This window comes from Xanthomonas sp. LMG 12462, assembly GCF_009192885.1.
GTDB classification, from domain to species: Bacteria; Pseudomonadota; Gammaproteobacteria; order Xanthomonadales; family Xanthomonadaceae; genus Xanthomonas_A; species Xanthomonas_A sontii.
Window position 1 is genome coordinate 26,608 of record NZ_NMPP01000006.1, and the last position, 23,734, is coordinate 50,341.

Sequence of the window (23,734 nt, forward strand, 5' to 3'; positions counted from 1 at the left end):
GGATAGCGTTTCAGACATCGCAGAGGCGGATCGCCTCGCGCAGCGAGCCGACGGGATCCGGCGCGGTAGGAATGAACTCCTGCGCCAGATAGCCATCGAAACCGGTATCGCGGATCGCGCGACAGATGGCGGGATAGTGGAGCTCCTGATCGTCCCCGATCTCGTGCCGGCCCGGGACGCCGGCGGTGTGGTAATGCTTGAAGCACGCGTGATGCTTGCCGATGGTGGCGATGATGTCGCCCTCCATGATCTGCATGTGGTAGATGTCGTACAGCAGGCCGAAATGGTCCGAGCCGATCCGCTGGCACAGCTCCACGCCCCAGGCGGAGTGGTCGCACAGATAGTCGTGATGATCGACCTTGGAGTTCAGCAGCTCCATCACCAGCACGACATCGCGCTTCTCGGCATGGCCGAGGATGCGCTTGAGCCCGACTTCGGCGTGGGCCATGCCCTCCTGGGGATCCATGCCATTCCGATTGCCGGAAAAACAGATGAGGTTGCGATAGCCGGCGTCGGCCACCAGGTCGATGTGCCGCGTGTAGCGCGCGACCAGCTCATCGTGGAACTGGCTGCCGGCGAAGCCCTTGTCCAGGCCGAGTTCCGCGCCATTGCACATCGCGCTGTACACGCCATGCGCCTTCAGCGTGGGCCAATCCGCCGGGCCCACCAGATCGATGGCGGCGAACCCCAGGCCCTTCACCACCTGGCAAAGCTGTGCGGTCGACAGCTGCGGAAACGTCCAGCGGGCGACAGACTGCTTCAGGTTGCCCTTGAGCGGCGTGGCCGCCGCAAGCGCTGGCAGCATGCCCATTGCACCAAGGCCAAGGCTCCCGGCGACCGCCATGCGCAGCGCCTCGCGCCTCGTGAAGCCCGAGGCCGGCGCCGGTCCGATCGAATGGATAGACATCCACCTTCCGGCCTCCCAACCGGTCTCAAACGCTGACGATTCGCCGCGATTCAATCGATTGAACCATAGAGCAGTGAATCGCGCTTTTGCAAGACGCACTGCACGAAACCACATGCTGCAGGGCACAACGCCTGTGGCGTCAGTCGTCATGATGGCGATGGAATTCCGGTGACGTACGGAGTTGTGCAGCGGGACGTAGAGCGACAAACAAACGGGTATTTGGTGAACCTGCTCAAGCAGGCGACGCATGGCGAGATACCAACGGACCCGTGGTTCCTCCCTGGGACTAAGGCGCTAAATCGCCTGCAAGGCGGCGGGGATGGGAGGTCGGACCTGGAGCTTCAAGACACCTCCGCCGCGTTGCCATGCGCATTCATGTGGTGAGGATCGTGGTGTGGCGGCGAGCGACGCCAATGTGCTTTCCGCAGAAGCGGCTTTAGCCGCGATGGCTTTCATCGGAAAGCCTGTCGCCGCTAAAGCAGCCCCTACGACACCTTCCCCGTTGCAGCGGGGTCGGCCGGCGTTGAGCGATAGCATGGACTCGGCACGAAAGCCGCGCCAAGGCGTTGCCGAGGCGACCGGGCACGACGCGACGCTTGGCGACCGACCCAGTTTTGAAGGCAAGAACAGCGGGGCACTCGCCGCTTGCACGCACGCTCCGCCCCCAATCGCCAGCGGTGAAAAGCACGGTACGTGCGACCACTCCAGTCGACCGATACCGTCTGGCTTCATATCGCCTGCGTTGGAGGACCGGACAGACTCGCGCTAGAAAGGAAAACACCTCGCCAAAACAGAAAAAACCCCGGCAAGCACAATGGCTTACCGGGGTCTGTTTGCATCGCAGGAACGACGAAAGATCAGAACGGGATATCGTCGTCCGCGAAGTCGTCCATCGGCGCGGACTGCTGCGGGGCCGGCTGCTGCCGGCGCGGCGCGTAATCCTGCCCGCCGCCACCACCGCCGCCACCGCCCATGCCGGAGCGTTCCTGGCGCGGCGGCGCCGAGCGTTGCGGACGGTCGCCGCCGCCCATGCCGCCGCCACCGCCCTCGCCGCGGCCGCCGAGCATCTGCATCTCGTCGGCGACGATGTCGGTGGAGTACTTCTCCACGCCGTCCTGGCCGGTGTACTTGTCGTAGCGGATCGAGCCTTCGACGTAGACCGAGCTGCCCTTGCGCAGGTACTCGCCGGCGATCTCACCGAGCTTTCCGAAAAACACCACGCGATGCCACTCGGTGCGTTCCTGCTGGTTGCCGTCGCGGTCCTTGCGCACGCTGGTGGTGGCCAGGCTGATCCGGGTGATGGCCATGCCGGCCTGGGTGTACTTGGTGTCGGGATCGTTGCCGAGGTTGCCGACGAGGATGACTTTGTTGATGCCGCGGGCCATGAGCTGCTTCCGTCTGGGGTCTCCGCGGCCAGGGGGCACGCAGAGCGGTAAAGAAGATTTCGGGGAGCAATCCTAACATCGCCGGGCCGGACCGGCCTGCGCCAGGCGCCCGCGGGCGCCCCGGAAAACGCCGCATTGGGCTGTCGGAATCCTGCCGGCACGCCTCCCGCCGGGCGCTGCAAACCCAGGCACGGCAAGCTCTCCGCCCCCTGCCCCGGCCCACAACGGGACGGATGTGGCCGCGCAGCCTATACTTTGCGCACGTTTCCAGTCCTGTCCGCATGAGCATCGCCGAATCCCCCAGCTCCGCCCTGGGCCTGCCCCAGATCCAGATGCTCGCCGCGCCGGACATGGCCGAGGTGGACGCCCTGATCCGCCGCCGCCTGTCCTCGGACGTCGTGCTGATCAACCAGATCGCCGACCACATCGTCTCCGCCGGCGGCAAGCGCCTGCGGCCGATGCTGGTGGTGCTGGCCGGCCGCGCCTGCGGCGCCGGCGGGCCGATGCAGCACCAGTTGGCGGCGATCATCGAATTCATCCACACCTCGACCCTGCTGCACGACGACGTGGTCGACGAGTCGGACCTGCGCCGCGGCCGCAGCACCGCCAATGCGCTGTGGGGCAACGCGCCCAGCGTGCTGGTCGGCGACTTCCTGTATTCGCGCAGTTTCCAGCTGATGGTGGAGCTGGACAGCATGGCGGTGATGCGCCTGCTGGCCGACACCACCAACCGCATCGCCGAGGGCGAGGTGCTGCAGCTGCTGCACGTGCACAACCCCGACACCGACGAAGCCGCCTACCTGCGCGTGATCGAGCGCAAGACCGCGGTGCTGTTCGCCGCCGGCACCCGGCTTGGCGCGCTGGCCTCCGGTGCCAGCGAGGCGGTGCAGGAGCGCCTGTACGACTACGGCATGCAGCTGGGTTATGCGTTCCAGATCGCCGACGACGTGCTCGACTACACCGCCGACGCCGCCGACCTGGGCAAGAACCTGGGCGACGACCTGGCCGAGGGCAAGGCCACGCTGCCGCTGATCCACGCCATGGCGCATGCCGACGACGTCACCCGCGCGCGCCTGCGCCAGATCGTCGAACAGGGCGACGCCAGCGCGATGCCCGAGGTGCTGGCCGCGATCGAAGCCAGCGGCGGCATCGACTACAGCCGCCGCCGCGCGGCCGACTACGCCGCCGCCGCCGAGCGCGCCCTGGACGGCCTGCCCGAGAACGAGGCCGTGGCCGCCCTGCGCGGCCTGGCCCGCTACGCGGTCGAGCGCAGACACTGAGCGCTGCCCGGGCATGATCGCCTTTGACGCCGAGGACCGCGCCGTACTGCTGGCGGTGAAAGGCGTCGGTCCCACCGTGGTCGCGCGCCTGGAACAATTGGGCGTGCACTCGCTGCAGGCGCTAGCCGCTTGCGATGCACGGCAACTCACCGAACAGGCCGCGGCGCTGCTCGGCTCCACCTGCTGGCGCAACAGCCCGCAAGCGCGCGCGGCCATGAGCGGCGCCATCGCCGCGGCGCAGGCGCACTTGCTCAAGCACTCCGCCAAGACACCTTAAGGGCCTATTGGGCCCATTTAGCCGCCATCGGCGCGCAGCCGCGCGCCGGAGGGGATTGGTGATTCGGGATTGGGGATTCGCGACGGCGGCTTGGTTGACGCCCGAAGCGCTACGGGCTCGCCACACCAACCGATCAGTTGGGCGGCACCGACGGTCCGCTTTTACCAATCCCCAATCCCGCCAAGCGCGCAGCGCGAGGCACCTCCCTACTCCCGCCCGAACCGCTCCTCGAAGAAATCCTCGAGCATCCGGTAGGCACGCTTGGCCGCACGCGGGTTGTACTGGCAGCCCGGCGGGCTGTTGGCGTCGGCTTCGGCGAAGCAATGCACGGCACCGCTGAAGTTGACGAACTGCCAGTCGGCGCCAGCGCCGTTCATTTCCTGCTCGAAGGCGGCGATATCGTCGCGGCTCACGCTCTTGTCGTCGGCGCCATTGAGCACCAGCACCGGTGCCTTGGCGCTGCCTGCGGCTGCCGGGGCCGCCGTGGCCAGGCCACCGTGCAGGCTGACCACGCCGGCGAGCGGCGCACCGGCGCGGACCAGTTCCAGCACCGTGGTGCCGCCGAAGCAGAAGCCGACCGCGCCGATCCGGGCCGGATCCAGCGGCGCCTTGCCGGCCTGCGCCTTCAGCGCCGCCACCGCCGCCAACGCCCGCGCGCGCAGCGTGGCCGGATCCTTCTTCAGCGCACCGGCGAACTGCCCGGCCTCGGTATCGTTGGCCGGTCGCTTGCCCTTGCCGTAGACGTCGGCCACCAGCACCACGTAGTCGTCGCCGGCCAGGCGCTTGGCCTTCTCCACCGCGGAGTCGTTGACGCCGCGCCAGTTCGGCACCATCACCAGGCCGGGGCGCGTGTCGTGGTCGGCATCGTCGTAGACCAGCACGCCGCTGAAGGTGTCCTTGCCGACCCGCCACTCCACCGGCTTGGCCTGCATCGCCGCCCAGGCCGGCAGCGGCAGCACCAAGGCCAGCCCGAGCAGACCGGCCCACCGCAGCATCGATCGTATGCGCATCGCCCTTCTCCCGTGGAAACCAGGCGGCAGTCTAGAACCTGCCATGCACGTCGAGGTGAGGGCGACGGCGGCCGGCGATGGCGATGGGACAAGGCGCACAGCGCCGTCGCATGGCGGCCCGGCGAATGCTTCCGGGCATGCTCTTTCCGCAGCACCCACGACGGACAGCGACATCAGCGCACCGCGTGCGCCGACGCCGCGCCGAGGCTCAGGCGATGCCCAGCCCCGGAATGGCGCTGATCGCATCCGGGTCGAACCCGGCCAGCGCGGCGAAATGGCGGCCGCGCGCCACGTAGTCGCGATAGGCGCCGAAGCTGGGCGCACCGGGCGACAGCAGCACCACGCCGCCCTGCTCGCCCAGCGCCGCGCGTGCCAGCGCCACCGCTTCCGCCAGGTCGGCCGCGGCATGCAGGCCGAAGCCGGCGTCGGCGGCCAGCGGCGCCAGCAGCGCGTGGATGCGCGGGCCGTTGGCGCCCAGGGTGACGATCTCGAGCGGTGCCCCACCATCGCGCATATGGTCGGCGAAGTCCTGCCAGTCCAGGCCGCGGTCGTGGCCGCCCACCAGCAGCGCGATGCGCCGCCCGCGGAAGCACTCCAGCGCCGCGAGGCTGGCATGCGGGGTGGTGCTGATCGAGTCGTTCACATAGGTCACGCCATCGCGCGTGCCCAGGGTCTGCAGCCGGTTCGGCAGCGGCCGGAAACGATCGGCCGCCGGCGCCAACGCCGCCGCATCCAGGCCCAGCGCCTCGATCGCGGCCAGCACCGCGCACAGGTTGCCGCGGTTGTGCCGGCCCGGCAGCGGTGCTTGCGCGCTGTCGTACACCGCGCTGTCGCCGCGGTAGACCACATCGCCGCGCATGTGCCAGCCGTCCTCGCGGTTGAACCAGCGCACCTCGCTGTCGGGCAGCAGCAGGGCGGCCAGTTGCGGATCGGCGGCGTTGAGCAGGGCGATGCGCGGCCGCGCATGGGTGACCAGCTCGAGCTTGTCGGCGATGTAACGCGCCTGGCTGCCGTGCCAGTCCAGATGCTCGGGAAACAGGTTCAGCACCAGCGCCAGCTGCGGCCGTGCGCCGCTGCGGGCCACGTCCCCGGTCTGGTAACTGGACAGTTCGATCGCCCAATACTGCGGCGGCGGCATCGGCGCCAGCACTTCCAGCAGCGGCACGCCGATGTTGCCGACCAGGCCGGTGCGATGGCCGCCGGCGCGCAGCAGGTGCGCCAGCAGCGCGGTGGTGGTGCTCTTGCCCTTGGTGCCGGTGACGCAGACGCTGCCGGGCACCACGCCGTCGGCGCCGGCGTGTTCGGCGAACCACAGGGCGGTGCCGCCGATGAAGCGCGTGCCGCGTGCCGCGGCAGTCTGCGCCTCGGGCCGGTAAGGACTGATCCCGGGCGACTTGATCACCACATCGAACGCGGCCAGGCGCTCGGCGGTGGCCTCGGTCTCGACATGCAACGCAGGATCGTGCAGCGCGGCGATCTCCGCGGCCTCCTCAGCCGAACAGAACACCGTCAGCGGCAGCGCGCGTCGCGCTTCCCCGTTCCCGATTCCCGCTTCCCAGCCACGCACGGCCGCATACGCCGCACGGCCCTCGCGACCCCAACCCCACAGCGCGACGCGCTGCGCCTCAAGCTGCGAAATTCGCACGCACGCGTTCCCACAGGTCGGCCGGGATGCGGTGCTGCGCGTCCAGTTCCAGCAGCGGCTCCACGCGCAGGTCGGCGGGGTCGAGCTGCGGCTGGATCTCGCGGATGAAACGCGCCACCAGCGCGTCCTCCTTCCATTCCGCACGCGCCGCCAGCGCCGCCATCGCCGCGCGCGACTCGCGGCCTTCGCCGACGCACTCGAACGGCTTGTGGTCCTGGAACTCCAGCAACGCGTCGAAGCCTCCGGCCTGGCCGGCGTCGTCGAGCAGGTTGCGGCCGAAGATCCGCACCAGCCGCGTCTTGGGCATGAACGGCGCCAGCGCCAGGAACACGAAATGGCACTTCGGGCAGACCCCGCACCAGCGGTGCGCCGGGCGCTCGCCGAGGATGTGGAAATTGCGGTTGCAGCTGGAGAAATGCGCGTCGTAGTGATCGGTCTTGGCGAACTGCCGCGCCACCGCCAGTTCCGACAGCGGACGCAGCAGCGAGTAGTAGCGCAGGTCCGCGGCCACGTAGCGCTGCACCTGCTCACCGAAGGCCTGCTCGAAAGCCCAGCCCTTGGACCATTGGTGGTTGACCTCGCCAGTGCCGGCGATCTGGCTGCCGTAGCTGGCCGAGTGCTCGTTGGAGAACACCACCTGGCCGGCGTCGTGCAGCACCGCGGCGAACACCAGGATCGCCGAGTTCACCGCGGTCACCGGGATGTGGCCGTTCCACGCGCCCTGCCGGTTCAGCTCGAACAGCTCCGGCGCCAGCGTGCGACCAATGTTCAAGGTCGGCAGGCCGGTACGCTCGGCGCAGGCGCGGATCAACTGCGAGCCGCCGATCCAGGTCACCGTCTGCGCCACGCCGGCCGCGCGCAAGGCCTCGATGCTGACCAGCGAATCCTTGCCGCCGCCGATCGCCACCAGCGCCTGGTCGCGCAGCCCCAGCGCCGTGGCGTCGGCCGCCTCGGCGTCCGCGGCCGGGAAGCGGATGCGCCCGCGCAGGTCCAAGCCATTGCGATAGGCGAACTCGCCCAGGCCATGCAGGTACACGCTGTCCAGCAGCGCCGCGGTCTCCGCATCGATGGCGTAATCGTCGATGACGATGCGCGGCGGCACCGCCGCCTTGTAGTAGCTGACGCCGGCGATCAGGTGCAGCAGGCGCAGGGCGCGCTGCGCCGCCTGCGCGCGCGCCGGGTCGAGCGCGAACGGTGCGCCGGGCACGGTGATGGTCTCCACCAGCTCCGGGCCGTCGTCGAACGCATAGACCAGGCGCGCCACGCCGCTGTCGGCGTCGAAGCCGCAGCGCACGAAGCGGAAGGTGGCGATCTGCTGTTTGTCGAAAGCGGTCATGGACGTCCTGCAAGCACACGGGTGTGCCGCAGATAGCGGCGGCACAGAAGAAATTCGAGCATCGAAAACGGCAAGGCGGCCCACAGCAGCGGCAGGCAGCCGAACACGAAGGCCATCAGCAGCAGTTGCCAGTGCTGTCCGGCCGGCACCGACGCGGCGGAGGCCAGGACGGCCACCAGCACATACAGCGCCAGCGCCGGCAGGTAGGCCAACGCGGCCAGGAGCGAGGTGCGCAGGGCCAGCGCGCCGATGCTTGCACCGGGCGCGCGGCGCTGCCAACGCAACGCCAGCCACGACCCAGCCGCGGCCGCGGCCAACGCCGGCAACGCCCACTTCAGGCTGTCGGTCCACGGCAGCGACGTACCCGACTGATCCACCGCGGTGGCAGCCACCATCGCAAGCGCGCCGGCCGCGGCGCTGCCCGCGACGAACTCAGTCCGTGCGCGCATCGATCGCCTCCTCGCGGGGCAACTCGCGCTGGTTGTAGGTGCTGGCCATGCTGTAGCCGTAGGCGCCGGTGTCGGCGATCAGCATCACGTCGTCGGGCGCGGTGCCCGCCGGCAGGCGCCGGCGCTTGCCGAACACGTCGCTGGATTCGCAGATCGGCCCTACCACGTCGAACACAGTCTCGGCCGGCTGTTCCAGGCGGCTCAGGTTCGCCACGTCGTGCCAGGCGTCGTACAGCGCTGGGCGGATCAGCGTGTTCATGCCGGCATCCAGCCCGACCCGGCGGATGCCGTCCTTCTCGATCACCTGGGTGGCGCGGGCCAGCAGCACGCCGCATTCGGCGACCAGATAGCGGCCCGGCTCGATCGCCAGGCGGAACGCCGGATGCACGGCCTTGGCCTCGGCCAGACCCTGGGCGAAGGTCTCCAGGTCGAACGGTTCGTCGTCGGCGCTGTACGGGATCGGCAGGCCGCCACCGATGTCGATGACCTCGACGCTGCCGATGCGCCGGGCGAAGCCGGCCAGCTCGTCGCACATGCGCCGCCAGTGCTGTGCGGTCTCCACGCCGCTGCCCAGGTGCGCGTGCAGGCCGACGATGCGGATGTCCAGCGCGCGCGCGGCCTCCACGAACTCGTCGACGCGGGTCGCCGACAGGCCGAACTTGGAGGCCTTGCCGCCGGTGTTGACCTTCTCGTGGTGGCCGTCGCCATGGCCCAGGTCGATGCGCAGCCACAGGCTGCGGCCACGGAACAGTTCCGGCCAGCGCTGCAGCGCCTCGACGTTGTCCACGGTGACGGTCACGCCCAGCGCGAACGCGGCTTCGTACTCGGCGCGGGGCGCGAAGCTGGGGGTGAACAGCACGCGGCGCGACGACAGCTCCGGCACGATCTCGAACACCCGGCGCAGTTCGCCGTGCGAGACGCACTCCAGGCCGAAGCCTTCCTCGACCAGGGTCTGCAGGATCGCCGGATGCGCGTTGGCCTTGATCGCGTAGTAGCGCTGGTCCACCGCCGCGATCGCCTTCAACGCACGCGCGCGCTCGCGCAGGGTCGGCAGGTGATAGACGTAGCGCGGCGTGCCGGCCTCGGCCAGACGCAGCAGATGCGCGCGCTCGCCCTGCCACCACGGCACCGGCCGCGGCCGCACCGTGCCAGCGATCTCGCGCCAGCGCGGGCCGAACACCTCGGTCTCTTCCACCGGCATCGCGCCGCTGTCGATCAGTTCGGCGTGCAGGATCGGCAGCAACCCGTCGGCGTCGGTCTCGTCGATGACGAAGGTCAGGTTCAGGTCGTTGGACGACTGCGAGATCATGTGCACGCGCTCCTTGCCGAACGTGGCCCACACGTCCGAGAGCTTGTGCAGCAGTGAGCGCATGCCGCGCCCGACCAGAGTGATCGCCGCGCACGGCACGATGATCTTGACCCGGCAGATCTCCGCCAGGTCGGCCGACAGCGCGGCCAGCACGTCGGTATTGACCAAATTCTCGCTCGGGTCCAGCGACACGGTGACGTTGGTCTCGGCCGAGCCGATCAGGTCCACCGACAGCCCGTGCTTCTTGAACAGCGCGAACACGTCGGCCAGGAAGCCGACCTGCTGCCACATGCCGATGCCTTCCATCGACACCAGCACGATGCCGTTGCGGCGGCTGATCGCCTTGACCCCGGGCACGGTGCGGGCGTTGCCGTCGATACTGGTGCCGGGCAGCTCCGGGCGCTCGGTGTCCAGGATCGCCATCGGCACGCCGCCGTCGCGGCACGGCTTGATCGAGCGCGGGTGCAGCACCTTGGCGCCGGTGGTGGCGATTTCCTGCGCTTCGTAATAGTCCAGGCGGGTCAGCAGGCGCGCGTCCGGCACCTCGCGCGGATTGGCGCTGAACATGCCCGGCACGTCGGTCCAGATCTCGACCCGGCTGGCGCCGAGCAGCGCGCCGAAATACGCCGCCGAGGTATCCGAGCCGCCGCGGCCGAGGATGGCGGTGCCGCCGTCCTCGTGCCGGGCGATGAAGCCCTGGGTGATCAGCATGCGCGTGGGCTGGGCGACGAAGCGCGCCCGCCACTGCGGATCGGACTGCCACTGGCACGACACCGACAGGCGCCGCGACCAGGCACTCTGGTTCGGCTGCGGCGGCAGCGCGTCCAGCCACTGCCGCGCATCCATCCAGCCCATGTCCAGGCCGTTGGCGCGCAGGTAGGCCGCGCCCAGGGTCGAGGACAGCAACTCGCCCTGCCCCAGCACCTCGGCCTGCCAGTCCAGCGTGCGCTCGGCCGCGCGCGGATCGGCGAGCAGGCCGCGCAGCGCCGCCAGGCGTTCGCCCAGCACCGCCTCGGCATCCAGCTCCAGTTCGGCCAGGAACTCGCGGTGGCGCTGCTCCAGCGCGGCCACGCGCTGCGCGCTGTCGGCGCCGCCGTCGGCAATCGCGGTCAGTTCGTTGGTGACCCCGGACAAGGCCGACACCACCACCAGCACCCGCGCACCGGTCTCCTCCGCGCGTTTTTTCGCCAGCCGTCCAATCGTGTCCCAGCGATGACGACGCGACACCGAAGTGCCGCCGAACTTGAGGACGATCCAGCGATCGACAGGAGAGGAAGCTGACATGGAGTGGGGGTGTCTGGAATGTGGGGAAAACGCCTGCATGCGCGGGCGGAACCCCCGATTCTACTGCCAACAGAGCGCCGATGAGCGAGCGCCGCTACCTGCACCTGGACGCCTTTTCCACCAGCCCGGCGCCAGGGCGTGGTGCTCGATGCCGCCGACCAGGACGCACCGCGCCTGCAGCGCCTGGCGGCGTGGCTGAACCTCTCGGAGACGGTGTTGTTCCTGCCGCCGGAGGCGGGCGCGGGCTACCGTATCCGCATCTTCACCCCAAGGGCGAACTGCGATTCGCAGGCCACCCCAGCGTCGGCGCCGCCTGGGCGGCGGGCGCGACGTCGCCAGCCAGGAACGCGAACTCGGGCGCGACGGCCGCGTCGAACTCCAGGTCGATGGCGAAGAGCTGTGGAGCGGCGGCCTGGTGCAAGCGGTGATCGCTGGCAAGATCGCTTGGTAAGCTCCGGCCTCCCCCACCGCAGTCCGGAGTTCCCCCTCATGGCCGCACGCCGCTTCTTCCAGGTCGATGTCTTCTCCGCCCGCGCCGGCAACGGCAATCCGTTGGCCGTCGTGCTCGATGCCGATGGCTTGGACGCCGCCATGATGCAGGCCATCGCGCGCTGGACGCGCCTGCCGGAAACCACCTTCGTGTTCGCGCCGACGCGGCCGGATGCCAGCTACGGCCTGCGCATGTTCAGCCCGCAGAAGGAAGTGCCGTTCGCCGGCCATCCCAGCGTCGGCACCGCGCACGTCGCGCTGGAAGCGGGCATCGCCAGCCCGCGCGACGGCGTCCTGACCCAGGACGGCATCGCCGGCCTGCTGCCGCTGCGGGTCGACGTGGATGCCGGAGTGCGCAGCATCGCCATCCGCACCCCGCGCGCGCAGGTGGCCGAGATCGCCGATGCCGCGGATCCACGCCTGCAGGCGGCGCTGCGCGGCTGGACGCTGGGCGCGCTGCCGCCGGTGCGCATGGACGGCGGCCGCTGCTGGTGGCTGGTCGAAGTGGCCGACGAAGCCGCGCTGCGCGCGCTGGCGCCGGACTGGGATGCGATCGCCGCCCTGGCCGAAAGCACCGCCAGCATGGGCGTGTTCGCCTACGCGCGCGCCAGCGGCCAGGCCTATGCAGTGGCCGTGCGCGCCTTCGTCGGCAACGGCCGGCGCTTCGAGGATGCGGCCTCCGGCGCGGCCAATGCGGTGCTGGCGGCATGGCTGGATCACAGCAAGGCCCTGCCCGGCCACGGCGGCCGCTACGTCGCCAGCCAGGGCCGCGAGGTCGGCCACGATGCGCTGCTGACGCTGTGCGTCGACGAGGCCGGCGAGGTGTGGTCCGGCGGACAGGTGCAGACGGTGATCGAAGGCCGCATCGACTGGCCCTGATCGCCGGCCGCCGCCCCGCACCGCGGGCGCGAACGCACGCGCAAAAACAAAGGGCGCCTCGCAAGGAGGCGCCCTTTGTTTTAGTCGGGCAATACGTCAGTCGGGCAGGACGTCGACGCGGACGCGGATGCGATCGCCCGGAGGCGAGGCGGTGCGGGTGTGGTAGTAGCGGCCGCCGTATTCGTAGGTCACGTCGTAGCCGTCGACGCGGTCGTAGCGTTCGGTCCGATACGACACCGGGTCGCATTCGCGGACCACGCCGCCACCGTAGCCGCCGCCGTAGCCGTAGCCGCGGGTATTGGAGTCGTAGATCGAGCGGCCTGCCAGGCTGCCGAGCATGGTGCCGACGGCGGTACCGACGAAGCGGCCATTGCCGCCGCCGACGCGGCTGCCCAGCACGGCGCCGGCGATGCCGCCGACCACCGACGAGGCGGTGCGGCCGCCATCGGTACCGCGGTAACCGTAGTCGCTGGCGTAGCTGCCCGAAGCCGGGCGGTCGTAACAGCGCTCGGTGGTCTCGCGCGGGCCGTTGACCTGCACCATGATCGGATCGGCGCGCACCACGCGCGCATATTCGTAGGTGCCGGACGCGTAGCCACGGTCGCGGTAGTCGTCGTAGCGGGTGTAACCGTAATCCTGCGCGGCGGCGGAGCCGATGACGCCGACAGCGAGCGCAGCGGTCAACAGACGGGTCGAGAGCTTGTTCATGGCGATGGTTCCAAGCGCGTGGATCGCGCGACTGCATGCTCGATCCGATGCGGTGAAACCAGACTGAATAGGGACGGCTGTGGCGCGCACATTTAGTGGCGCGACAGCTAGCGATCGATCGAGCCACGCGGGACGGTGCAGAGGCGCAACGCGTCTGGCCTGCCATCGGTAGCGCCGCAGGTGCGCCGCACGCGCGCGGCCCGGCGTGCCGCCGGGCCGCGCCGGGGATTCCTCAGCCCAGTTCCGCTTCCAGGCTGATCGGCACCGCGCTCAGCGCCTTGGACACCGGGCAATTCTGCTTGGCGTCGTCGGCCACTTCGCGGAAGCGCGCGGCGTCGATGTTGGGCACCACGGCCTTGACCTTCAACCGGATCTGCGAGAGCTGGGGGCCGCCTTCCATCGACAGGTCGACATCGGCGCGGGTATCCAGCGCGGTCGGCGGGAAGCCGGCTTCGGTCAGCTTGGCCGACAGCGCCATGGTGAAGCAGCCGGCGTGCGCGGCGGCGATCAGTTCTTCCGGATTGGTGCCCTTCTCGTCGCCGAAGCGGCTGTTGAACGCATAGCGGGTGTTTTCCAGCAGGCCGCTCTGCGGCGTGTTCAACCGGCCCTGGCCGGTCTTGAGATCGCCTTCCCAATGCGCGGTGGCGTGACGCGAAATGCCCATGCGAGGCTCCTGTCGGTGAGTGGAGCGCGGACCATAGGGGAGGCGGCGTTACGGGCTTGTGCTTCCGCGCGAAGGCGGCGGCGCCGCGCGGCAGCGAAAATGCCCTGGCGCATCGCCGCGGATGTGCCGGCATCGGCGCCGTCCTCGGCAAAAAAGGCGTCGGTCGCGGCGAATATTCGCGTTTTTTGCTTCCGGCCTATTGGCGCGGCGTAGCACATGCCCTACATTTCGCCATGCCGACGGGGTCGGCGCGACCCAAACCACCAAATACGGAATCAGGACATCATGGCAAAGACCGCAAAAAAGGCTGCCCCGAAGAAGGCAGTGAAGAAGGTAGCGACCAAGGCTGCCGCCAAGCCGGCCGCTCCCAAGCCGATCAAGGACGTGCTGAGCAAGTCCGCGCTCGTCGCCCACATCGCCGAAACCAGCGGCGTGATCGCCAAGGACGTGCGCGCCGTGATGGCCTCGCTGGAGCACGCCGTGGCCGGTTCGGTCAGCAAGAAGGGCGCTGGCTCGTTCACCCTGCCGGGCCTGCTGAAGATCACCGCCGTCAGCGTGCCGGCCAAGCCGAAGCGCAAGGGCATCAACCCGTTCACCAAGGAAGAGCAGTGGTTCGCCGCCAAGCCGGCCACCACCAAGCTCAAGGTGCGCCCGCTGAAGAAGCTCAAGGACGCCGCGCTCTGAGCAGCGTCGCCTGATCCAGGCAAGCACACCGACGAGACGGCCCCGGCCGTCTCGTTTTTTTTGTGTCTGCTGCGCATTTGGGTTGACGGCCCGCTAAGGCGACGGCCGCTATACCGGTGATTCCCTTCGACAGGATCACCTGCATGAAACTACAGGGCTTTCTCGACCAACTGCTGCAATCGGCGCAGGGCGCCGCCGGCCAGGCCATGGGCAAGACCGGCACCGGTGCTCCTGCCGCACCGGCGCACGCCGGCGCCGGCGGCCTGGGCGGCCTGCTCAACGCCGACTTCGGCAAGGGAGCCCTCAGCGGCGGCGCACTCGGTCTGCTGCTCGGCAAACACCGCACCACCCGCAAGCTGGCGACCTACGGCGGCCTTGCCGCGTTGGGGCTGATGGCCTATCGCGCCTACGGCGACTACCGCCGTCAGCAACTCGGCGCCGCCGCGCCCGAACCGCAGACCCTGGACCGGCTGCCGCCGCTGGACGTCGAGCAGCATAGCCAGGCGGTGCTGCGCGCGCTGGTCGGCGCGGCCAAGGCCGACGGCCATCTCGACGAGCACGAGCGCCGCCTGATCGAAGGCGAGTTCGCCCGCCTCCACGGCAACGATGCCGACGTGCAGCAGTGGCTGCATGCGGAACTGGAAAAGCCGCTGGATCCGGCCGAGGTGGCGCGCGCGTCGACCAGTCCCGAGATGGCCGCAGAAATGTACCTGGCCAGCTTGCTCGCCGCCGACGAACAGGGCTTCATGGAGCGCAGCTACCTGGACGAACTGGCGCGGCAGCTCGGCATCGACGACGCCCTGAAGCAGCGCCTGCAGCAACAGGCGGCTGCCCTGCACGCGGACTGAGCGCATGGCCGCGACGCCCACGCTTTCGCCAGCGCAACGCCTGCGCCGCGACCTGCTGCGTGCGGCGTTGCTGGCTGCGCTGGCGCTCGCCGCCGCCTGGGCCTGGCGGCATCCGTGGGCGCAGCGCCTGCGCGTCGGCTGGGAGTTGGCGCGCGCGCCGGCGCCGACGGCCCTGCACATGCCGGTCGAAGGCGTGGATCCGCGGCGCGTGGCCGCCACCTTCGGCGCGCCGCGCGGGCGCGACCGCCAGCACGCCGGCGTGGACATCTTCGCCAGACGCGGCACGCCGGTGGTGTCTGCGACGCGCGGCATCGTCGTGGCCATCGCCGACCGCGGCCTCGGCGGCCGCCAGGTCTGGGTGCTGGGCCCGGCCCGGCAGCGGCACTACTACGCGCACCTGCAGGCGTGGGCACCGGGGCTGCAGGTCGGCGACCTGGTGCAGCCCGGCGACCCGCTGGGCGCGGTGGGCGACAGCGGCAACGCGCGCGGCACGCCGCCGCACCTGCACTATGGCGTCTACGCCGAGGGCGGCGCCTATGATCCGCTGCCGCTGCTGCGCGCGGCTCGCTGAACGGACGCACTGGAACAGAGCGTCGCGAGCGACAGGCTCGTGGTGCCGCTCGCGCGCGCCTATCTTGGAGGCACACCCCGCGTGCGCCACTGCCATGACCGCCTCCCAACGCTATCGCGTCACCGTCACCCCGATCCAGGACGACGGCCTGCCCTGCCAGGGCCGCTGCACCATCGAACTGGAGGCGCGCTGTCGGCAGGACTGGATGCGCCTGCTCGAGGCGGCACAGCGCCAGCCCGGACTGCGCGGCGACGAGCGCGCCGCACTGATCGTCGGTACGCAGTTGCTGCGCGGCCTGGGCGAGCGCAGCGGGGGAGAGGCGCGTGAACTGCTGGCGCCGCTGCAGCCGGCGCTGGACGCGCTACTGGCACGGCTGGCGCTGCCGGCCGCCTGAGCGACGACTCCCGCGCCGCCGGTTCCGCTAATCGCGCATTCACCGGCCACCGTTATGGTGAATTCCTCTCGTTCGCCCAGGGCTTCCCGATGATCTTCCGCAAGTTCACCCTGCGCGCGGCGGCGCTGCTGGCGCTCGCCGTCGCCACCCAGGCCCAGGCCGAGCCGACCATCCAGGGCCACCAGGTCAGCGTCGGTGCCGCCGACGTGCAGCATTACCTGGACAGCAGCTTCCCGCAGACGCACAAGGCGTTGGGCGGGCTGCTCAAGATGACCGTCCGCGATCCGAAGCTGAGCCTGCCGCCGGGCGACCGCCTGAAGATGCAGTTCGACCTGAGCATGGCCACCGGCGGCGGCACGCCAACGCCACTGGGCCAGGTCCTGCTGACCAGCGCCCTGCGCTATGACCAGCAGAGCCAGAGCTTCCACCTGCAGTCCCCGACCATCGATGATTTCCGCCCGGCTGCCAATGGCGGCAAGCTCGACGCCAATACGCGTGAGCTGCTCAATGCCTGGCTGGAGGATTACGCGCGCAAGGAGCCGATCTACAAGCTCGATCCGCGCCTGACCGCGATGCTGGGCGATGTGCAGATCCAGTCGGCCGGCGTGGAAAACGGTTCGCTGGCGGTGCGTTTCAACCAGGACATCGGCAAGCTGGTGCCGGCGGGCATGCTTCCCGCGCAGTAACCCACGCGACGTCCGGGGTGCGGCGGCAGCCGCCACCAGCAGCGCACGTAGAAACGGCGGCCTCGGCCGCCGTTTCTGTTTCTGGGGGGCTCCCGCATCCGCCACCATCGCGGCGGCGCAGGCGAATCGCCAGGCCTCAGCCCAGCGCTTTGGCCACCGCCTGCGCGAACGCCGGGATGTCGTCCGGCTTGCGGCTGGTGATCAGGTTGCCATCCACCACCACCTCCTGATCCGCCCAGCGCCCGCCGGCATTGGACAGGTCGGTCTTCAGCGACGGCCACGAGGTCACCTGGCGGTCGCGCACGAGCCCGCTTTCAGCCAGCAGCCACGGCCCGTGGCAGATCGCCGCCACCGGCTTGCCGGCGCTGGCGAAGGACTGGATGAAGGCGATCGCGGTCGGCTCGGTGCGCAGGCTGTCCGGGTTGATGACGCCGCCCGGCAACACCAGCGCGTCGTAGTCGCCGGCCTGGGCCTGCTGCAGGCGCTTGTCCACCGGCACGCTGTCGCCCCAGTCCTTCTTGTTCCAGCCGCGGATGCTGCTCGCGTCGCCCGGCGCGATCACGTCGACCTGGGCGCCCCAAGATTCGAGCAGACGCTTGGGTTCCTGCAGTTCCGACTGTTCGAAACCGTCGGTGGCCAGGACGGCCACTTGTTTGCCGGCAAGGGAAGGCATTGCGCTCATGGGACACTCCTCGAGTAGGGGAGCCCCACCGTAGAAACGCGCCGGTGGCAGTGCCGTGAACCGCGCGTCGGCGCGGCGTGCACGGCTGGACGCGACCTCAGCGCTTGGGCTGCAGCATGGTGCCGGTGCAGTTCTTGGCGCCGCAGCGGCATTCCCAGATCTTCTTCAGCCGCGGCGTGTGCCGCTCGGCCAGGGTGATGCCGTAGTTGTAGGTGAGTTCTTCGCCGGGCTTGATGTCGCGCAGCGCCTCGATCACCACCTTGTCCTTGCGGCGGTCATCGCCCTCGGCCTCGACGATCACCGCTTCGCAGTTCGGCGCACAGCTGTGGTTGATCCAGCGCGCGTCGTTGCCTTCGTAGTTGGCGTCGATCACGTAGTCGTCGCTGAGGGTGAACAGGAAGGTGTGCCCGGTCTCGACGTCGCCGGCCTCGTCGCGGTCGACCTCGGCGTGGCTGCGGCGGCGGCCCTTGTACTCGATGACCCGCTCGCCTTTCTTGAGCGGCAGCACGGCGAACACGCCGTTGCCATGGATGCGGGACTTGCGGGCGGCGATCTTGCGGGGCATGCGGCGATCCGGACAGGAAAGCCTAGATTCTGGCGCACATCGCCCGCGATCCCAAGTCCGCGCCTCCCGGTCCGGCGACCGCGGCCGCCGCGATCGCCCAATCGCCGCGATCGAAAGAAAAGATGAATGGCCCGGTTGGACGCTGCGGCGCAAAAGAGTACAATTTCGGTCCGCATTGAAAAACCACCGCGTCTCCATGCTCCGCGTCACCAAGCTCACCGATTACGCCACCGTCGTGCTGACCGTGCTCGCCGCGCGTCCGAACGAAGTGCTGAGCGCGACCGAACTGGCCGAACAGGCCGGGCTGGAGCCGCCCACGGTCAGCAAGCTGCTCAAGCCGTTGGCCCAGGCCGGCCTGGTCGAGGGCCTGCGCGGCGTGCGCGGCGGCTACCGGCTGGCACGCCCGGCCGACGCCATCACCCTGATCCAGATCGTCGAGGCGATGGAAGGCCCGCTGGCGATCACCGAATGCAGCCACCACGGCAGCCAGTGCAGCATCGCCCAGACCTGCGGCGTGCGTTCCAACTGGCGGTTGATCAACGACGTGGTCGCCGATGCGCTGCGCGGCGTGACCCTGGCGCAGATGCTTCACCCCCTCCCCCCCTCCGGCGATCCGAAACGGCGTCCCATCGCCGTGCGGTTCGCGACCACCTGACCTGTAGGCAGCCCCATGGCCACCGAAAACGCTGAAATCCTGGAACGGCTGGGACGTCGCTACGACGCCGGCTTCGTCACCGACATCGAATCCGATTCGTTCCTGCCCGGCCTGAACGAGGACGTCGTGCGCGCCCTGTCCGTGAAGAAGGACGAGCCGGAATGGATGACCGAGTGGCGCCTGGCCGCCTACCGGCACTGGCTGAAGATGCCGATGCCGCACTGGGCCAAGCTGGACATCGCGCCGATCGACTTCCAGGCGCTGAGCTACTACTCCGCGCCCAAGGGCCCGAAGTACGCCTCGCTGGACGAGGTGCCGAAGGAGCTGCTGGACACCTACGACAAGCTGGGCGTGCCGCTGCACGAGCGCGCCAAGCTGGCCGGCGTGGCGGTGGACGCGGTGTTCGATTCGGTCTCGGTCGGCACCACCTTCCGCAAGGAACTGGCCGAGAAGGGCGTGATCTTCTGCTCGATGTCCGAGGCGATCAAGGAACACCCGGAGCTGGTCAGGCAGTACCTGGGCAGCGTGGTGCCGGTCGGCGACAACTTCTTCGCCGCGCTCAACTCGGCGGTGTTCTCCGACGGTAGCTTCGTGTTCATCCCCAAGGGCGTGCGCTGCCCGATGGAGCTGAGCACCTATTTCCGCATCAACGCCGGCCACACCGGCCAGTTCGAGCGCACCCTGATCGTGTGCGAGGACAAGGCCTACGTGTCCTACCTGGAAGGCTGCACCGCGCCGATGCGCGACGAGAACCAGCTGCACGCGGCGGTGGTCGAGCTGGTGGCGCTGGAGGACGCGGAGATCAAGTACTCCACCGTGCAGAACTGGTACCCGGGCGACGAGGAAGGCCGCGGCGGCATCTACAACTTCGTGACCAAGCGCGGCGAATGCCGCGGCGCGCGCAGCAAGATCACCTGGACCCAGGTCGAGACCGGTTCGGCGATCACCTGGAAGTACCCGTCCTGCGTGCTACTGGGCGACGACTCGGTGGGCGAGTTCCACTCGGTGGCGCTGACCCATCACCGCCAGCAGGCCGACACCGGCACCAAGATGATCCACGTCGGCAAGCGCACCAAGAGCAAGATCGTCAGCAAGGGCATCAGCGCCGGCCGCGGGCAGAACACCTACCGCGGCCTGGTCAAGGTGGAGCGCAGTGCCGAGGGCGCGCGCAACTACACCCAGTGCGACTCGCTGCTGATCGGCAAACAGTGCGGCGCGCATACCTTCCCGTACATCGAGGTCAAGCATCCGACCGCGACCGTCGAGCACGAGGCCACCACCTCCAAGATCAGCGACGACCAGTTGTTCTACTGTCGTGCCCGCGGCATCGACCAGGAAAACGCGGTGTCGATGATCGTCGATGGCTTCTGCAAGCAGGTGTTCCGCGAACTGCCGATGGAGTTTGCGGTGGAAGCCAAGAAGCTGCTGGAAGTCTCGCTCGAAGGCTCGGTCGGCTGACGCCTTTCCTTCTCCCTCTGGGAGAAGGTGGCGCGAAGCGCCGGATGAGGGTACGTGCGCAGCCTCGCACACCCAAACCCGCGAGATGCTTCGCACCGCACCCTCACCCCAACCCCTCTCCCGGTGGGAGAGGGGCTACATCAAAGAATTCTGACGGACCATCCCATGCTCACCATAGAAAACCTCCACGCCTCCGTCGCCGGCAAGGACATCCTCAAGGGCCTGTCGCTGCAGGTGAAGCCGGGCGAAGTGCACGCCATCATGGGCCCCAACGGCGCCGGTAAGTCCACCCTGGGCAACGTGCTGGCCGGCCGCGACGGCTATGAAGTCACCAACGGCAGCGTGCGCTTCGACGATGCCGACCTGCTCGAACTGGAACCGGAGGAGCGCGCCGCTGCCGGCCTGTTCCTGGCCTTCCAGTACCCGGTGGAAATCCCCGGCGTGAACAACACCTACTTCCTGCGCGCCGCGCTCAACGCGCAGCGCAAGGCGCGTGGCGAGGCCGAGCTGGATTCGATGCAGTTCCTCAAGCTGGTCCGGCAGAAGCTGGCGGTGCTGCACCTGAAGGACGAACTGCTGCATCGCGGCGTCAACGAGGGTTTCTCCGGCGGCGAGAAGAAGCGCAACGAGATCTTCCAGCTGGCGGTGCTGGAACCGAAGCTGGCGATCCTCGACGAGACCGACAGCGGCCTGGACATCGACGCGCTCAAGACCGTGGCCGAAGGCGTCAACGCGCTGCGCTCGCCGGAGCGCGCGTTCGTGGTGATCACCCACTACCAGCGCCTGCTCGACTACATCAAGCCGGACGTGGTGCATGTGCTGGCCGACGGCCGCATCGTGCAGACCGGCGGCCCCGAGCTGGCGCTGGAGCTGGAAGCGCACGGCTATGCCTGGCTGAAGGAGCGCGTGGCGCCCGAGGCGGCGGTGCAATGAGCGCCCTGCTCGACTCGCTGGCCGCCGCGTTCCACGGCGATGCCGCACGCCGCGCGCCGCTGGAGCAGGCGCTGCGCGACGGCCTGCCCGGCACGCGCAGCGAAGCCTGGAAGTACACCTCGCTGCGCGCACTGGAACGGCGCAGCTTCGCGCCTGCACCGCAGAACGCGCCGGCGGTGGACGCGGCCTTGCTCGACGGTATCCCGGCGCCGCGCCTGGTGTTCGTCAACGGCCGCGCCAGCGATGCGCTGTCGGATCTGAGCGACCTGCCGGCCGGGGTGGAGCTGCAGCGGCTGTCGACCATCCTGCGCAGCGGTGACGATGCCATGCGCTTCCTCGGCCGCCGCTTCGAACGCAGCGACGAGGTGTTCGCCCAGCTCAACGCCGCCCTCGCCGACGAAGGCTGCGTGCTGCGGGTGGACGCCGGCGTGCGCGTGGAGCAGCCGCTGCACCTGGTCTTCGTCTCCACCGCCGCCGAGGCCGACCTGGCCTGGCACCACCGCCACCTGATCGAACTGCGCCAGGACGCGACGCTGGCACTGGTCGAGCATCATCTGCATGGCAGCGATGCCGCGCACCTGAGCAACAGCCTGGCGCACGTGCACCTGGCCGCCGGCGCGCAACTGAGCCACGCCCGCGTGCAGGACGAGGCGGCCGGCGTCACCGCGCTGCTGCGTACCGATGCGGTGCTGGCGCGCGACGCGCAGTACCGGCGTGTGGACCTCGAACTGGGCGGCGCGCTGGCCCGGCACGAACTCAACGTGCGCCTGGAGGGCGACAACGCCCGACTGGTCGCCAACGGCGTGCTGCTCGGCAACGGCCGGCGCCAGCTCGACACCCGCCTGGGCATCGAGCACATCGCCCGCGACACCGCCTGCGAGCTGCTGTGGCGCGGTGTCGCCACCGGGCGCAGCCGCGTGGCCTTCCATGGCGGCATCCGCATCCGCCACGGCGCCGACGGCACCGACGCGGCGCTGTCGAACAAGAACCTGCTGCTGTCCGCCGACGCCGAGATCGACACCCAGCCGGTGCTGGTGATCGATGCCGACGAGGTCAAGGCCGCGCACGGCGCCACCGTCGGCCAGCTCGATGCCAATGCGCTGTTCTACCTGCGCTCGCGCGGGCTGCCGCAGGAACGCGCGCAGCAACTGCTGACTGCCGCGTTCTGCCGCGAGCCGGTCGGCGCGCTGGAACCGGCGCTGGGCGAAGGCCTGCTGGCGCGGCTGGAGCGGGCGCTGAGCGACGCGGGCGTGGCATGAACGGGCCCGCCGTGCACAGCGCCACGCCGCAGGCGCCGGACTGGGATGCGGTCCGCCGCGACTTCCCGCTGCTGATGCGGGAAGTGCACGGCAAGCCGCTGGTGTACTTCGACAACGCCAACACCGGGCAAAAGCCGCTGCAGGTGATCGCGGCGACCGATGCGTTCTATCGCCGCCACAACGCCAACGTCAGTCGCGCGGTGCACGCGCTCGGCAGCGAGGCGACCGAGGCCTACGAGGGCGCGCGGACCCGGCTGGCCCGCTTCCTCAACGTGCGCGCCGACGAGCTGGTGCTGTGCAGCGGCGCCACCTTCGCGCTGAACCTGGTGGCGTACTCGTGGGCACTGCCGCGGCTGCGCGCCGGCGACACCATCCTGGTGTCGCGCATGGAGCACCACGCCAACATCGTGCCCTGGCAACTGGTCGCGCAATGCACCGGCGCCACGGTCAAGGTCGCCGAGATCACCGCCGACGGCGCGCTGGACCTGGACGCGCTGCGCGCGGCGATGACAGCCGACGTCAAGCTGCTGGCCCTGGCGCACGTCTCCAACGTGCTGGGCACGGTCAACCCGGTGCGCGAGATCTGCCGCGAGGCGCGCAAGCGCGGCATCGTCAGCGTCATCGACGGGTCGCAGGCCGCGCCGCACCGGCCGCTGGACGTGGCCGCGATCGGCTGCGACTTCTACGCCATCACCGGCCACAAGATGTGCGGCCCGACCGGCACCGGCGCGCTGTGGGCGCGGCGCGAGCACCTGCAGGCGATGCCGCCGTTCCTGGGCGGCGGCGAGATGATCAAGGAAGTCAGCTTCGACGGCACCGTGTTCAACGACCCGCCGCACAAGTTCGAGGCTGGTACTCCGAACATCGCCGGCTTCGTCGGCCTCGGCGCGGCGGTGGACTATCTGCAGGGGATCGGACTGCAGCACGTGGAAGCGCGCGAGGCCGAACTGCTCGCGCACCTCACCGAGGAACTGCAGCGGATCGACGGCCTGCGCCTGTTCGGCACCGTACCGGGCAAGGCCGCGGTGGTCTCGTTCCTGATCGAGGGCGCCCACGCCCACGACCTGGCCACCCTGCTCGACCTGGAAGGCGTGGCCGTGCGCTCAGGCCAGCACTGCGCGCACCCCCTGCTGCAGTTCTACGGCGTCGCCGCCACCTGCCGCGCCTCGCTGGCGTTCTACAACACGCACGCCGAGATCGAGCGTTTCGTGGCGGCGTTGCGGAAGGTGCGGGCGCTGTTGGGGTGATTGAAGCTGAGAATCGGGAGCAGGGAATCGGGAATCGGCAAAGCGCTCCACGTACGGACTGTGCCTAGCGGGCAAAACGTGTCCTCGCCTCCTTGAGAGCGCGAATTTCGATTCCCGATTCACCATTCCC

24 protein-coding genes and 1 pseudogene are annotated in these 23,734 nt (G+C 69.5%); 14 read left to right on the forward strand and 11 right to left on the reverse strand.

Annotated features, from left to right (window positions below; all coding sequences use genetic code 11):
• Positions 1-10: 10 nt before the first annotated feature.
• A complete protein-coding gene (locus CEK69_RS02070; protein WP_152243515.1) occupies positions 11-907 on the reverse strand; it encodes a TIM barrel protein in 897 nt (298 codons plus the stop codon).
• 857 nt (positions 908-1,764) lie between these two features.
• Complete coding sequence (locus tag CEK69_RS02080) at positions 1,765-2,292, reverse strand: single-stranded DNA-binding protein (protein ID WP_048489408.1); 528 nt, start codon at positions 2,290-2,292, stop codon at positions 1,765-1,767.
• A 281-nt stretch (positions 2,293-2,573) separates the two neighbouring features.
• Here CEK69_RS02080 and CEK69_RS02085 point away from each other — a divergent pair, with 281 nt between their 5' ends.
• Both CEK69_RS02085 and CEK69_RS02090 read left to right on the forward strand, forming a co-directional pair.
• Complete coding sequence (locus tag CEK69_RS02085) at positions 2,574-3,572, forward strand: polyprenyl synthetase family protein (protein WP_150411084.1); 999 nt, start codon at positions 2,574-2,576, stop codon at positions 3,570-3,572.
• Positions 3,573-3,585: 13 nt separating this feature from the next.
• Positions 3,586-3,849, forward strand: coding sequence for a helix-hairpin-helix domain-containing protein (locus CEK69_RS02090; protein WP_017913939.1), 264 nt, complete (start codon positions 3,586-3,588; stop codon positions 3,847-3,849).
• A 206-nt stretch (positions 3,850-4,055) separates the two neighbouring features.
• Here CEK69_RS02090 and CEK69_RS02095 read toward each other — a convergent pair whose 3' ends face one another.
• From CEK69_RS02095 to CEK69_RS02115, 5 genes are all read right to left on the reverse strand, one after another.
• A complete protein-coding gene (locus tag CEK69_RS02095; protein ID WP_152243517.1) occupies positions 4,056-4,859 on the reverse strand; it encodes a dienelactone hydrolase family protein in 804 nt (267 codons plus the stop codon).
• Positions 4,860-5,067: 208 nt separating this feature from the next.
• Positions 5,068-6,504 carry a UDP-N-acetylmuramoyl-L-alanine--D-glutamate ligase gene (gene murD, locus CEK69_RS02100; RefSeq protein WP_152243519.1) on the reverse strand — a complete coding sequence of 479 codons (1,437 nt, stop codon included), beginning with the start codon at positions 6,502-6,504 and terminating at the stop codon, positions 5,068-5,070.
• Positions 6,485-7,840 (reverse strand): UDP-N-acetyl-alpha-D-muramoyl-L-alanyl-L-glutamate epimerase, encoded by a 1,356-nt coding sequence (gene murL, locus CEK69_RS02105; protein ID WP_152243521.1) that lies wholly within the window; start codon positions 7,838-7,840, stop codon positions 6,485-6,487. The genes murD and murL overlap by 20 nt, the downstream gene beginning before the upstream one ends.
• Positions 7,837-8,289, reverse strand: a complete 453-nt coding sequence (locus CEK69_RS02110; RefSeq protein WP_152243523.1) for a hypothetical protein — start codon at positions 8,287-8,289, stop codon at positions 7,837-7,839. The genes murL and CEK69_RS02110 overlap by 4 nt, the downstream gene beginning before the upstream one ends.
• Positions 8,273-10,882, reverse strand: a complete 2,610-nt coding sequence (locus CEK69_RS02115; protein ID WP_152243525.1) for a bifunctional aspartate kinase/diaminopimelate decarboxylase — start codon at positions 10,880-10,882, stop codon at positions 8,273-8,275. Before CEK69_RS02115 ends, CEK69_RS02110 begins: the two co-directional genes overlap by 17 nt.
• A gap of 80 nt (positions 10,883-10,962) precedes the next feature.
• Between CEK69_RS02115 and CEK69_RS02120 the strand changes: the two are divergent.
• Together CEK69_RS02120 and CEK69_RS02125 are read left to right on the forward strand one after the other, a co-directional pair.
• A pseudogene (locus tag CEK69_RS02120) lies at positions 10,963-11,205 on the forward strand (PhzF family phenazine biosynthesis protein); the annotation flags it as partial.
• A 166-nt stretch (positions 11,206-11,371) separates the two neighbouring features.
• Entirely contained in the window at positions 11,372-12,250 is an 879-nt protein-coding gene (locus CEK69_RS02125; protein WP_152243527.1) for a PhzF family phenazine biosynthesis protein, read from the forward strand.
• A gap of 96 nt (positions 12,251-12,346) precedes the next feature.
• Here CEK69_RS02125 and CEK69_RS02130 read toward each other — a convergent pair whose 3' ends face one another.
• The gene (locus CEK69_RS02130) at positions 12,347-12,958 is read right to left on the reverse strand and encodes a glycine zipper 2TM domain-containing protein (protein ID WP_152237776.1); all 612 of its coding nucleotides are present in this window, start codon (positions 12,956-12,958) and stop codon (positions 12,347-12,349) included.
• A gap of 232 nt (positions 12,959-13,190) precedes the next feature.
• Positions 13,191-13,622 carry an OsmC family protein gene (locus tag CEK69_RS02135; RefSeq protein ID WP_017910837.1) on the reverse strand — a complete coding sequence of 144 codons (432 nt, stop codon included), beginning with the start codon at positions 13,620-13,622 and terminating at the stop codon, positions 13,191-13,193.
• 285 nt (positions 13,623-13,907) lie between these two features.
• Here CEK69_RS02135 and CEK69_RS02140 point away from each other — a divergent pair, with 285 nt between their 5' ends.
• The 5 genes from CEK69_RS02140 to CEK69_RS02160 all read left to right on the forward strand — a co-directional run bounded on the left by CEK69_RS02140 (position 13,908) and on the right by CEK69_RS02160 (position 16,805).
• Positions 13,908-14,306 carry an HU family DNA-binding protein gene (locus CEK69_RS02140; RefSeq protein WP_026143706.1) on the forward strand — a complete coding sequence of 133 codons (399 nt, stop codon included), beginning with the start codon at positions 13,908-13,910 and terminating at the stop codon, positions 14,304-14,306.
• A gap of 143 nt (positions 14,307-14,449) precedes the next feature.
• The gene (locus CEK69_RS02145) at positions 14,450-15,154 is read left to right on the forward strand and encodes a tellurite resistance TerB family protein (protein ID WP_152243528.1); all 705 of its coding nucleotides are present in this window, start codon (positions 14,450-14,452) and stop codon (positions 15,152-15,154) included.
• A gap of 4 nt (positions 15,155-15,158) precedes the next feature.
• Entirely contained in the window at positions 15,159-15,725 is a 567-nt protein-coding gene (locus CEK69_RS02150) for a M23 family metallopeptidase (protein WP_152243531.1), read from the forward strand.
• A 94-nt stretch (positions 15,726-15,819) separates the two neighbouring features.
• Entirely contained in the window at positions 15,820-16,119 is a 300-nt protein-coding gene (locus tag CEK69_RS02155; RefSeq protein ID WP_152243533.1) for a DUF3861 family protein, read from the forward strand.
• 89 nt (positions 16,120-16,208) lie between these two features.
• On the forward strand, positions 16,209-16,805 hold the full coding sequence (locus CEK69_RS02160; RefSeq protein WP_152243535.1) for a DUF1439 domain-containing protein: 597 nt from the start codon (positions 16,209-16,211) through the stop codon (positions 16,803-16,805).
• A gap of 136 nt (positions 16,806-16,941) precedes the next feature.
• Here CEK69_RS02160 and CEK69_RS02165 read toward each other — a convergent pair whose 3' ends face one another.
• Both CEK69_RS02165 and CEK69_RS02170 read right to left on the reverse strand, forming a co-directional pair.
• Positions 16,942-17,487 (reverse strand): type 1 glutamine amidotransferase domain-containing protein, encoded by a 546-nt coding sequence (locus CEK69_RS02165; protein ID WP_017913834.1) that lies wholly within the window; start codon positions 17,485-17,487, stop codon positions 16,942-16,944.
• Positions 17,488-17,584: 97 nt separating this feature from the next.
• The gene (locus CEK69_RS02170) at positions 17,585-18,052 is read right to left on the reverse strand and encodes an SET domain-containing protein-lysine N-methyltransferase (RefSeq protein ID WP_010342011.1); all 468 of its coding nucleotides are present in this window, start codon (positions 18,050-18,052) and stop codon (positions 17,585-17,587) included.
• A 196-nt stretch (positions 18,053-18,248) separates the two neighbouring features.
• Between CEK69_RS02170 and CEK69_RS02175 the strand changes: the two genes are divergently transcribed.
• From CEK69_RS02175 to CEK69_RS02195, 5 genes are all read left to right on the forward strand, one after another.
• On the forward strand, positions 18,249-18,707 hold the full coding sequence (locus CEK69_RS02175) for an SUF system Fe-S cluster assembly regulator (RefSeq protein ID WP_017913833.1): 459 nt from the start codon (positions 18,249-18,251) through the stop codon (positions 18,705-18,707).
• A 15-nt stretch (positions 18,708-18,722) separates the two neighbouring features.
• Positions 18,723-20,165 (forward strand): Fe-S cluster assembly protein SufB, encoded by a 1,443-nt coding sequence (gene sufB / locus CEK69_RS02180; RefSeq protein WP_017915889.1) that lies wholly within the window; start codon positions 18,723-18,725, stop codon positions 20,163-20,165.
• A 165-nt stretch (positions 20,166-20,330) separates the two neighbouring features.
• Positions 20,331-21,098, forward strand: a complete 768-nt coding sequence (gene sufC, locus CEK69_RS02185; protein WP_017909660.1) for a Fe-S cluster assembly ATPase SufC — start codon at positions 20,331-20,333, stop codon at positions 21,096-21,098.
• On the forward strand, positions 21,095-22,357 hold the full coding sequence (gene sufD / locus CEK69_RS02190; RefSeq protein WP_152243537.1) for a Fe-S cluster assembly protein SufD: 1,263 nt from the start codon (positions 21,095-21,097) through the stop codon (positions 22,355-22,357). Before sufC ends, sufD begins: the two co-directional genes overlap by 4 nt.
• A complete protein-coding gene (locus CEK69_RS02195; RefSeq protein ID WP_152243539.1) occupies positions 22,354-23,604 on the forward strand; it encodes a cysteine desulfurase in 1,251 nt (416 codons plus the stop codon). The genes sufD and CEK69_RS02195 overlap by 4 nt, the downstream gene beginning before the upstream one ends.
• Positions 23,605-23,734: the final 130 nt, after the last annotated feature.